Annotated in this window: 8 protein-coding genes and 2 tRNA genes; 4 read left to right on the forward strand and 6 right to left on the reverse strand. The window is 55.4% G+C overall.

Annotated elements, in window-relative coordinates:
* Window positions 1-6 precede the first annotated feature (6 nt).
* Window positions 7-909, reverse strand: coding sequence for a patatin-like phospholipase RssA (rssA, locus tag BFV65_RS11720; protein ID WP_022648357.1), 903 nt, complete (start codon window positions 907-909; stop codon window positions 7-9).
* A 113-nt stretch (window positions 910-1,022) separates the two neighbouring features.
* On the opposite strand from rssA, the gene BFV65_RS11725 reads away from it, so the two are divergent.
* From BFV65_RS11725 to BFV65_RS11740, 4 genes are all read left to right on the forward strand, one after another.
* On the forward strand, window positions 1,023-1,487 hold the full coding sequence (locus BFV65_RS11725; protein WP_022648358.1) for a YchJ family protein: 465 nt from the start codon (window positions 1,023-1,025) through the stop codon (window positions 1,485-1,487).
* Window positions 1,488-1,528: 41 nt separating this feature from the next.
* Window positions 1,529-2,371 carry a formyltetrahydrofolate deformylase gene (gene purU, locus BFV65_RS11730; RefSeq protein WP_003856715.1) on the forward strand — a complete coding sequence of 281 codons (843 nt, stop codon included), beginning with the start codon at window positions 1,529-1,531 and terminating at the stop codon, window positions 2,369-2,371.
* Window positions 2,372-2,528: 157 nt separating this feature from the next.
* Window positions 2,529-2,613: transfer RNA gene (locus tag BFV65_RS11735), tRNA-Tyr, on the forward strand.
* A gap of 34 nt (window positions 2,614-2,647) precedes the next feature.
* Window positions 2,648-2,732, forward strand: a tRNA-Tyr gene (locus tag BFV65_RS11740).
* A 211-nt stretch (window positions 2,733-2,943) separates the two neighbouring features.
* Here BFV65_RS11740 and narI read toward each other — a convergent pair.
* The 5 genes from narI to BFV65_RS11765 all read right to left on the reverse strand — a co-directional run bounded on the left by narI (window position 2,944) and on the right by BFV65_RS11765 (window position 11,382).
* The gene (gene narI / locus BFV65_RS11745) at window positions 2,944-3,621 is read right to left on the reverse strand and encodes a respiratory nitrate reductase subunit gamma (protein ID WP_022648359.1); all 678 of its coding nucleotides are present in this window, start codon (window positions 3,619-3,621) and stop codon (window positions 2,944-2,946) included.
* Window positions 3,621-4,331, reverse strand: coding sequence for a nitrate reductase molybdenum cofactor assembly chaperone (gene narJ, locus BFV65_RS11750; protein ID WP_022648360.1), 711 nt, complete (start codon window positions 4,329-4,331; stop codon window positions 3,621-3,623). Before narJ ends, narI begins: the two co-directional genes overlap by 1 nt.
* Window positions 4,328-5,863 carry a nitrate reductase subunit beta gene (gene narH / locus BFV65_RS11755; RefSeq protein WP_069596675.1) on the reverse strand — a complete coding sequence of 512 codons (1,536 nt, stop codon included), beginning with the start codon at window positions 5,861-5,863 and terminating at the stop codon, window positions 4,328-4,330. The genes narJ and narH overlap by 4 nt, the downstream gene beginning before the upstream one ends.
* Window positions 5,860-9,603, reverse strand: a complete 3,744-nt coding sequence (locus tag BFV65_RS11760) for a nitrate reductase subunit alpha (RefSeq protein ID WP_023300281.1) — start codon at window positions 9,601-9,603, stop codon at window positions 5,860-5,862. The genes narH and BFV65_RS11760 overlap by 4 nt, the downstream gene beginning before the upstream one ends.
* Before the next feature lie 381 nt (window positions 9,604-9,984).
* A complete protein-coding gene (locus BFV65_RS11765) occupies window positions 9,985-11,382 on the reverse strand; it encodes a NarK family nitrate/nitrite MFS transporter (RefSeq protein WP_022648363.1) in 1,398 nt (465 codons plus the stop codon).
* Between the last annotated feature and the right edge of the window lie 195 nt (window positions 11,383-11,577).

The following is an 11,577-nucleotide window of genomic DNA, read 5'->3' on the forward strand; positions in this document are numbered from 1 at the left end:
AAGTGCTCAACGTGCTGTACGCACAAAAGGCAACAGTTCATCTATTTTCTTTTCGACGGCTAACGAGCCCGCTGCTATGGCGGCCTCAGCCCGGTGGAAATCAAGGGTAGAGATTTGTGGACAATAGGGCTGAATAAGAATATCCGGAGGATCGCCAGCCATACGGTTTCGCTTCAGGCGATTCTCAAGAATTTGAATGGAGGTCGTCATGATTTCAATGGCGTTCGGCGCGGTCACCGTGCGACGGGCAGTCAGGCGCCCTATTCTGCCGCGTAAACGCGCATGCCAGGCAAGTTTCTCTTCTTCCGCATCATCGCTCTGAAGATTAACCGGCATCAAATCCTGCTGCATAAGGTGAGCGTCGTGCTGTAAATCCACTGCAATGACGATATCTGCCCCCATGGCGCGCGTCAGAGAGATGGGCACAGGATTCACCACGCCACCATCAACGAGCCAGTAGCCATTATGAGGCACAGGCGCCATTAACCCAGGCATGCTACAGGATGCGCGAACGGCGAGATGAATATCCCCTTCGGTGAGCCATAACTCCCTGCCCGTACTGAGGTTGGTTGCAACGGCGCCGAAAGGCATTTGGCAGTGGCTGAAGTCAGCGAGGGGCATTATCTTACGAAACTGATTGAATACGCGTTCGCCGCGCAGCAGGCCGCCACGCTGCCAGGAGAGATCCATCAGGCGCAGTACATCCCAGTAACTAAAGGAGCGCACCCAGCTTTCAAGCTGCGGGAGCTTACCGCAGGCGTACGCGGATCCGACCAGCGACCCGATAGAACATCCTGCGACAATATCAACGTCAATCCCCATCTGGTTTAAGGTATTGATAACGCCAATATGTGACCAACCCCGGGCTGCACCTGAGCCCAACGCCAGTCCAATTTTTACCTTTCTCATTAGCCCTGTTTTACTTCCCCTGGATTCCCGACATAGCGTCAACGCACCTGCTCAGTTAACATATTGCTACCTTAAGCGTTTAACGCCTTATTTTTTGTTCCAGGAAGAGAATCGTGTCTCAACTCTGCCCCTGTGGTAGCGCTCTGGAGTATAGCCTATGTTGCCAGCGATATCTTTCTGGCGAGCAGGTTGCACCAGACCCGTCACACCTTATGCGCTCGCGGTATACTGCTTTTGTGATCAAAAACGCAGACTACCTGATTAAAACCTGGCATCCGTCCTGTGATGCTGCCGATTTTCGGCAAGAGATTGAAGCCGGATTTGCCAACACCGTCTGGCTGGGCCTTACCGTCTTTGATGCCGCTCCCGGCCGCGATGCCAACGAGGGCTATGTCAGTTTTGTCGCCCGCTTTAGCGAACAAAACAAACCCGGCGCCATCATTGAACGCTCACGGTTCTTAAAGGACAGCGGGCAATGGTATTATATTGACGGCACACGTCCGCAATTCGGTCGTAACGATCCCTGCCCCTGTGGTTCAGGAAAAAAATTTAAAAAGTGTTGCGGCAGTAATGCCTGACAACTCAGACTTCGCAAATACATAAACAGGATTTCCCGGCGATGCAATCATTACAACGTAAAGTTCTGCGCACTATCTGTCCCGATCAAAAAGGACTGATCGCACGAATTACCAACATTTGTTACAAGCATGAACTGAATATCGTGCAGAACAACGAGTTCGTTGACCACCGTACCGGTCGCTTCTTTATGCGTACCGAGCTGGAAGGTATTTTCAACGACACAACCCTGCTTGCCGATCTGGACAGCGCCCTGCCGGAAGGCTCGGTGCGCGAGCTAAACCCGGCGGGTCGTCGCCGCATTGTCATTCTGGTCACCAAAGAGGCGCACTGCCTGGGCGATCTGCTGATGAAAGCCAACTACGGTGGCCTGGACGTCGAAATTGCCGCCGTCATTGGCAACCACGAGACGCTGCGTACGCTGGTTGAACGTTTCGACATTCCGTTTGAACTGGTCAGCCATGAAGGTCATACCCGCGAAGAGCACGACAACCTGATGGCTGCTGCGATTGAAGCACATAACCCGGACTACGTGGTGCTGGCAAAATACATGCGCGTGCTGACGCCATCCTTCGTGGCGCGCTTCCCGAACAAAATTATCAACATCCACCACTCCTTCCTGCCAGCCTTTATTGGCGCGCGTCCGTATCACCAGGCGTACGAGCGTGGGGTGAAGATCATTGGCGCAACCGCGCACTACGTGAATGATAATCTGGACGAAGGCCCAATCATCATGCAGGACGTGATCCACGTGGATCACACCTACACGGCAGAAGATATGATGCGTGCTGGCCGTGACGTTGAGAAGAACGTACTGAGCCGTGCGCTTTATCAGGTACTTGCTCAGCGCGTCTTTGTGTACGGCAACAGAACGATTATTCTTTAATCCTTCGGAAAATGAATTGATTAGCTTTACGCCTTTACGGATAAAAAGCAGGCAAACAGCTTCATTTTCCTAAAGGAATGCTTTACAGGGGCGTCTCATTTGATATGATGCGCCCCGCTTCCAACAGGAAGCAGGCCAGTTAAAAGCATTACCCCGTGGTGGGGTTCCCGAGCGGCCAAAGGGAGCAGACTGTAAATCTGCCGTCATCGACTTCGAAGGTTCGAATCCTTCCCCCACCACCATCTCCAGCTTTACCTCAAAATATGAATTACCCCTGGTGGGGTTCCCGAGCGGCCAAAGGGAGCAGACTGTAAATCTGCCGTCATCGACTTCGAAGGTTCGAATCCTTCCCCCACCACCATCACTTCCAGATTCTTTAGCACTCTCCAAAAGCACAATGCCCCATGGTTCTCCCATGCGGGGAAAGATGAGAAGCTTCGACCAGGGTTCGATCCGAGCATAGTGAATTCCGTAGGCCGGGTAAGGCGCAGCCGCCACCCGGCATCCGCACGAAACCCTGGTTCCAGGACAAAAAAAACCCCGCAAATGCGGGGTTGTATCAATACAGCGAATCAGCGACGAGCACGCACGATCTGATATTTGCGCGTCAGGTACTCCACCGGCGCACTCCAGATGTGCACCAGGCGAGAGAACGGGAACAGCACAAACAGGGTCATACCCAGCACCAGGTGAACGCGGAAGATGAACGCCACGCCGTCCAGATGCTCAGAGGCACCACCGCGGAAGGTCACGACAGACTGCGCCCATCCCACCAGCTTCATCATCTCGCTGCCGTCCATATGCTGCGCAGAGAATGGAATGGTCAGCAGACCCAGCGCACACTGCACCATCAGCAGGGAGAGGATCAGGATGTCCGCTCCGGTCGTGGTAGCCCGCACGCGTGGGCTGAACAGACGGCGTTTCAGCAGCAGCAGCCCACCCACCAGGGTCATCACGCCGCAGGCGCCACCGGCGAGCATCGCCATCTTCTGCTTCACTTCAATCGGCAGCCACGCTTCGTACATCCAGTGCGGCGTCAGCATCCCCAGGAAATGACCGGCGAAAATACCCAAAATCCCGATGTGGAACAGGTTTGACGCCAGGTTCATCCCTTTACGATCCAGCATCTGGCTGGAGGCAGCACGCCAGGTGTACTGGCCATAGTCATAACGCAGCCAGCTTCCCACCAGGAACACGGTGCCCGCGATATACGGGTAAATGTCAAAGAAGAACATATTCAGGAAGTGCATTAGTGCTGTCCTCCGTTAGAGATATTCAAATATTGCGGAGCCACCGCTCCGGCAAAACGACGCTGATGCGCGGAGATTTCAGATTCGCCACAGCTCTGGTCAGCAAAGAATTTCACCTGCTCTTCTTCCCAGACGGCATCCAGTGCTTGTGGGGTGTCGTCACGGGCTTCATCCGCAATTTTTTCCGCCACTTTTTGACTGTCAACCGAGGCGTTAGCCAGTTTCACCAGCAGATCGAACAGGACTGCATAATTGCTCTCACGTTGCTGGAGACGTGCGCCGAGCAACGCCAGAATGGGAGCGATGTCCTGCAACCCGCCCAGCGCTTCCTCTTTCGGCAGCTGCGCCAGATATTCCAGGTACAGAGGCAGGTGATCCGGCAGCTCGCGGCTGTCGAGTTGCAAACCGTGCTGCTCGTACTGGGCCATCAGATCCACCATCGCCTGACCACGGTCGCGGGATTCACCGTGAACGTGTTCGAACAGCAATAGAGACGTGGCACGACCACGGTCAAACAGCTGGCTGTAGTCCGCCTGCGCATCAAGAAGATCGCGCGCCAGCAGGTCGCGGAGGAAAATGCCCAGCGTCTGGGCATCCTCTTTATCCAGGTTTTCAGATGACGCGAGTGCATCAAAGAGTTCCTGTTGATGCTGCACAAGCGCAGCATCAGGGTACTCGAGCAGACGCGAAACAATGACGAGTTCAATCATTGGTGCGGCTCCGTTTTGCTGGTCACATCCATCGCGTCAATGCGGCGGCTGTTGAACAGGTTGAATTTGCTGTCTGACCCGTGGCAACCGTCGCCAAAGGTAAAGCCACACCCACTTTTCTCCGGGAAGGCCTCGCGAGCCAGCTCGCGGTGACTGCTCGGCACCACGAAACGATCTTCGTAGTTAGCGATTGCCAGATAGCGGTACATCTCCTGCGCCTGCGCTTCGGTCAGGCCGACCTCTTCCAGCGCGCGGGTATCGTTAACGCCGTCAACGGTTTCCGCACGTTTGAAGTGACGCATCGCCAGCATACGTTTCAGCGCCAGCAGCACCGGCTGGGTATCCCCTGCGGTGAGCAGGTTGGCCAGATACTGAACCGGAATACGCAGGCTTTCCACGTCCGGCAGAATGCCGTTGCTGCCCAGTTCACCTGCGTCAGCCGCAGACTGAATCGGAGACAGCGGCGGCACGTACCAGACCATCGGCAACGTGCGGTATTCCGGGTGCAGCGGCAGCGCCAGCTTCCAGTCCATCGCCATTTTGTACACCGGGGACTGCTGTGCGGCGTCAATCACGCTCTGCGGAATACCGTCTTTCAGCGCCTGCTCGATCACCTTCGGATCGTTCGGATCGAGGAAGACGTCCAGCTGACGCTGATACAGATCTTTCTCGCTCTCGGTGCTTGCGGCATTTTCAATCGCATCCGCGTCGTACAGCAGCACGCCGAGGTAGCGGATACGCCCTACGCAGCTCTCTGAGCAGACGGTCGGCATACCGGCTTCGATACGCGGGTAGCAGAAGATACACTTCTCAGACTTACCGCTCTTCCAGTTAAAGTAGATTTTTTTGTACGGGCAGCCGGTGATGCACATACGCCAGCCGCGGCACTTGTCCTGGTCGATCAGCACAATGCCATCTTCTTCACGCTTGTAGATGGCGCCGCTTGGGCAGGTCGCCACGCACGCCGGGTTAAGGCAGTGTTCGCACAGGCGCGGCAGATACATCATGAAAGTGTTTTCGAACTGGCCGTACATCGCCTTCTGCATGTTCTCGAAGTTCTGGTCTTTGGCGCGTTTTTCGAACTCGCCGCCCAGAATTTCCTCCCAGTTTGGACCGCTGGTAATTTTGTCCATGCGCTTACCGGTGATCAGCGAGCGAGGACGGGCGATCGGCTGGTGTTTGCTTTCCGGCGCGTTGTGCAGGTTCTGATAGTCGTAATCAAACGGCTCGTAGTAATCTTCGATGCCCGGCAGATGCGGGTTAGCAAAGATTTTACCGAGCAGCATCGCACGGTTACCCATGCGCGGTTGCAGTTTGCCGTTGATTTTACGGATCCAGCCGCCCTTCCACTTCTCCTGGTTTTCCCAGTCGGTCGGGAAGCCGGTGCCCGGCTTACTTTCCACGTTGTTGAACCAGGCGTACTCCATACCTTCACGGCTGGTCCAGACGTTTTTACAGGTGACTGAGCAGGTATGACAGCCGATGCATTTATCCAGATTCAGCACCATGCCGACTTGTGAACGAATTTTCATTTTACGCTCTCCTGTACCTGGTCATTACCTTCGCCATCTAACCAGTTAATATTCTTCATCTTACGTACCACCACGAACTCATCGCGGTTTGATCCTACAGTGCCGTAGTAGTTAAAGCCGTAGGCCAGCTGGGCATAGCCGCCGATCATATGCGTCGGTTTCGGCGTAATACGGGTCACAGAGTTGTGAATACCGCCGCGCTGCTCGGTGATCTCTGAACCCGGCAGGTTAACGATACGTTCCTGCGCGTGGTACATCATGGTCATCCCGGCTGGTACACGCTGGCTCACCACCGCACGTGCCGTCAGGGCACCGTTGCTGTTGAACACTTCGATCCAGTCGTTATCTTCGATACCCAGATCTTTGGCGTCCGCTTCGCTCATCCAGACGATCGGCCCCCCGCGTGACAGCGTCAGCATCAGCAGGTTGTCGCTGTAGGTGGAGTGGATACCCCACTTCTGATGCGGCGTCAGGAAGTTCAGCGCCTTCTCAGGGTTACCGTTTGATTTCGCCCCCATCACCGCTTTCACGGAGCGGGTATCGATTGGCGGCCGGTAAACCAGCAGGCTTTCACCGAAGTCACGCATCCACTGGTGATCCTGATACAGAGACTGACGGCCAGAGAGCGTGCGCCATGGGATCAGCTCGTGAACGTTGGTGTATCCGGCGTTATAGGACACATGTTCATCTTCGAGGCCAGACCAGGTCGGGCTGGAGATAATCTTGCGCGGCTGAGCCTGAATATCGCGGAAGCGGATTTTCTCTTCTTCTTTATTCTTCGCCAGATGCGTATGGTCACGGCCGGTAAATTCACTCAGAGCCGCCCACGCTTTCACCGCCACGTGGCCATTGGTTTCCGGTGCCAGGGTCAGGATCATTTCCGCTGCATCAATTGCCGTGTTCAGCATTGGCTGGCCTTTGGCCGGGCCGTCTGCTTTGGTGTAATTGAGCTTGCGCAGCAGGTCCATTTCGCTCTGGGTATTCCAGGCGATGCCTTTACCGCCGTTACCGATCTTCTCCATCAGCGGACCGATAGAGGTAAAGCGCTCGTACGTTGCCGGGTAATCACGTTCAACCGGAATAATGTGCGGCGCGGTCACGCCCGGGATCAGGTCGCATTCGCCTTTTTTCCAGTCCTTCACGTCAAGCGGCTGCGCCAGTTCGGCAGCGGAGTCGTGCTGGATTGGCAGCGTCACCACGTCGGTCTCTTTGCCCAGGTGCCCTACACAGACTTCGGAGAATTTCTTCGCGATGTCTTTATAGATTTCCCAGTCGCTTTTTGATTCCCACGCCGGGTCAACGGCCGCAGACAGCGGATGAATAAACGGATGCATATCCGACGTATTCATGTCGTCTTTTTCGTACCAGGTGGCGGTAGGCAGCACGATATCGGAGTACAGGCAGGTACTGGACAGACGGAAGTCCAGCGTTACCACCAGATCCAGCTTGCCGTCCAGACCGTTGTCTTTCCATTCAACTTCTTCTGGCTTCACGCCGCCCTGCTTGCCGAGATCCTTACCCTGAATACCGTTTTCGGTACCGAGCAGGTATTTCAGCATGTACTCATGGCCTTTACCGGACGAACCCAGCAGGTTGGAGCGCCAGATGAACAGGTTACGCGGATGGTTTTTGCCGTTCTCAGGCTGTTCTGCCGCAAAACGGATTGAGCCATCCTTCAGCGATTTCACGGTGTAGTCCACCGGTGACATGCCCGCTTTCTTCGCCGCTTCCGCAATGCGCAGCGGGTTAGTGCCCAACTGCGGTGCAGACGGCAGCCAGCCCATGCGTTCAGCGCGCACGTTGAAGTCAATCAGATGGCCGCTGTAGCGGGATTTATCCGCCATCGGCGACAGCAGCTCCTGCGCGGTCACCGTCTCGTAGCGCCACTGGCTGGAGTGGTTATAGAAGTAGGAGGTGCTGTTCATGTGACGAGCCGGACGCTGCCAGTCAAGGGCAAACGCCAGCGGCTGCCAGCCGGTCTGCGGACGCAGTTTTTCCTGGCCCACGTAGTGCGCCCAGCCGCCGCCGCTCTGCCCGACGCAGCCGCAGAAGATCAGCATGTTGATCAGGCCGCGATAGTTCATATCGAGGTGATACCAGTGGTTCAGACCGGCACCGACGATGATCATGGAGCGACCGTGAGTTTTGTCTGCGTTTTCCGCAAATTCGCGGGCGATACGGGTGATTTGGGCGCGTGGCACACCGGTGATCTGCTCCGCCCAGGCTGGTGTATAAGCCTTCACGTCGTCATAGCTGGTCGCGCAGTTTTCGTCGTTCAGACCGCGCTCCAGGCCATAGTTCGCCATGGTCAGATCGTAGACCGTAGTGACCAGAGCGGTAGAACCGTCCGCCAGTTGCAGGCGCTTAACCGGCAGTTTGTGCATCAGAACGTTTTGCAGCTCAACCTTGTTGAAGTGCTCGGAACCTTCACCACCAAAGTACGGGAAGCCGACATCGGCGATTTCGTCCTGGCTGCCCAGCATGCTGAGGCGAAGTTCTGTCTCTTCACCCGTGGTGCCGTTACGCTGTTCCAGGTTCCATTTGCCTTTTTCTCCCCAGCGGAAGCCGATAGAACCGTTTGGCGCCACCAGCTCGCCGTTGCTGTTGCAGGCGACCGTTTTCCACTCCGGGTTGTTTTCCTGACCCAGCGCGTCCACAAGATCCGCAGCACGCAGCATACGGCCAGCGGCGTAATAGCCGTCACGCTCTTCAAGCATCACCAGCATTGGCATGTCGGTGTAGCGACGCACGTAATCGGTGAAATACTGGCTTGGCTTGTCGAGGTGGAATTCACGCAACATGACGTGGCCCATCGCCAGCGCCATGGCGGCATCAGTACCCTGTTTCGGTGCCAGCCACAGGTCGCACAGTTTGGCGATTTCGGCGTAGTCCGGGGTCACGGCAACGGTTTTGGTCCCTTTGTAACGTACTTCGGTAAAGAAGTGCGCATCAGGGGTACGGGTCTGCGGAACGTTAGAGCCCCAGGCGATGATGTAGCTGGAGTTGTACCAGTCAGCGGACTCCGGCACGTCGGTCTGTTCGCCCCAGGTCTGCGGCGACGCTGGCGGCAGGTCGCAGTACCAGTCGTAGAAGCTCAGACAGGTACCGCCGATAAGTGAAAGGTAGCGCGCGCCGGAGGCGTAAGAGACCATCGACATTGCCGGGATTGGCGAGAAGCCTGCCACGCGGTCAGGACCGTAAGTTTTCACGGTATAGACGTTGGAGGCCGCAATCAGCTCGTTCACCTCTTTCCAGGAAGAACGAACGAAACCACCGCGACCACGCGCCTGTTTGAAGCTTTTCGCTTTGTCGGCGTCCTCGATGATGGATGCCCAGGCATCAACCGGATCGCTGTGCTGCACTTTCGCTTCACGCCACATTTTCATCAGGCGTTTACGCATCAGCGGGTATTTCAAACGGTTGGCGCTGTAGAGATACCAGGAGTAGCTGGCCCCACGCGGGCAGCCGCGCGGTTCATGGTTCGGCATATCCGGACGGGTACGCGGATAGTCGGTCTGCTGCATTTCCCAGGTCACCAGACCGTTTTTAACGAAAATCTTCCAGCTACATGAGCCAGTGCAGTTTACACCGTGGGTAGAACGGACAACTTTGTCATGCTGCCAGCGTTGACGGTAACCGTCTTCCCAGTCCCGGTTGGTATCCAGAACCTGGCCGTGCCCATCGGCAAAAGTTTCACCCTTCTGTTTGAAGTAGCGAAACCGGTCCAAAAATTTGCTCATCGGGTATCTCCTGTGTGGAGCCTGTGGCTCTCTAAATCGACATTGCTGATTTGCAGCGAAGGTAACGCTATGAAAGATGGTGAGAATTGATAACGATCAAGACGGAGGGGGGTCTCTGTGGGGGGGATTAGATCAAATACCACCAAAGCGGTAGCTGTTAATATTTTTTAACTTAATGATTTATATGGATATATTTTATTTATCGTACAATAAGTGGAGCAAAATTTAACATCTAAGGTATTAAGGGGTAGAGACACCTGTAAAGCGATGGCGATCACAGCGTTACCTGCGTGCGACTACGGGAAACGCTATTAGTATGTTGTAACTATTAAGCGATTAAAAAAAGCGCGGCACTCAGGCCGCGCAAACGGATAATCAAGCTTACTTGTTTTTCTTGGTATTACGGCCATATACCAGCCAGGTGATAACCACACAGGCGATATAGAAGACGAGGAATACCTTCATCGCACCCGCCGGAGAGCCGGTCAGATCCAGTGAGATACCGAACGCTTTTGGAATAAAGAAGCCGCCAATCGCGCCAATCGCAGAGATAAACCCAAGCGCCGCAGCAGTATCGGTGGCGGCTTCACGCATCGCCTGCTCGTCGCTCCCGCCCTGCGCTTTCACGCGGTCCATGGTCAGCTTGCGGAAGATGACAGAGATCATCTGGAAAGTAGACGCACTGCCCAGCCCGGCGGTCAGGAACAGCACCATGAAGACGCCGAAGAAGGCAAAGAAGTTACCTCCCTCACCACCCGCAGGCAGCGTCAGGAACAGCAGTGCACAGAAGATGGCCATCAATACAAAGTTCACCAGCGTAACGCGCGTTCCGCCCAGACGGTCGGAGATCATCCCGCCCAGCGAACGTGCCAGCGCGCCAATAAACGGACCGAAGAAGGCAAACTGAAGGATCTGTACGTCCGGGAACTGGGTTTTCGACAGCATGGCAAAGCCTGCGGAGAAACCGATGAACGAGCCGAAGGTCGCCAGATACAGCAGTGCCATTACCCACAGGTGGCCACGTTTCAGAACCGGCAGCTGCTCGCTCAGGGACGCTTTGGACGCGGACAGGTCGTTCATGAAGAACCATGCCGCTAGGGTAAAGACCACCAGGAACGGTACCCAAATCCAGGAGGCATTTTGCAGGAACAGCACTGAACCGTCGGGCTGCGTCACACCGCCGCCGCCAAACGCCGCAAAGATGGAGACCGAGATCGCCAGCGGAGCAATCAGCTGCATCACGCTCACGCCCATGTTACCCAGACCGCCGTTAATGCCCAGCGCACCACCCTGCTTCGCTTTCGGGAAGAAGAAGCTGATGTTTGCCATACTGGACGCAAAGTTCGCCCCCGCAAAGCCGCACAGCAGAGAGATAATCACGAACACGCTAAACGGTGTAGAGGTATCCTGCACCGCAAAACCGAGCCACACGCACGGCACGATCATGATCCCGGTACTGAAAGCCGTCCAGCGACGACCACCAAAGACCGGCACCATAAACGCGTAAGGAACGCGCAGCAGTGCGCCTGAAAGCGACGGCAATGCAGTCAACATAAATAGCTGATCGGTGGTAAAGGTAAAACCCACTTTTGGCAGGTTAACCGCAACCGCACTGAACAACATCCAGACGCAAAACGCCAGTAACAGACATGGCACGGAAATCCACAGATTACGACTTGCTATACGGTGGCCGCGCTGTTGCCAGAACGCCGGATCCTCTGGACGCCAGTCTGTAATAACGGCACCAGTTTCCCTTTCGGGAGCGGAAGAGTGACTCATAGACACCTCTGATTCTCGAATGATGCTGCAAACATTAGGGCTTTAGGGCGGCGGTAAGTTGATATAAATCAAAGGAAAAGTGGGAGGTTTTGCGGCGAAAAAAAAGCCATCACTCTTAATGAGTAGATGCAAAACGTAAAAAAGGTGTGGTTTTTCACGGTGCTGACGCATCCCTGCTTCGTCCACCCACTAACC

The sequence above is a fragment of the Enterobacter hormaechei subsp. hoffmannii genome (assembly GCF_001729745.1).
Classification (GTDB): Bacteria; Pseudomonadota; Gammaproteobacteria; order Enterobacterales; family Enterobacteriaceae; genus Enterobacter; species Enterobacter intestinihominis.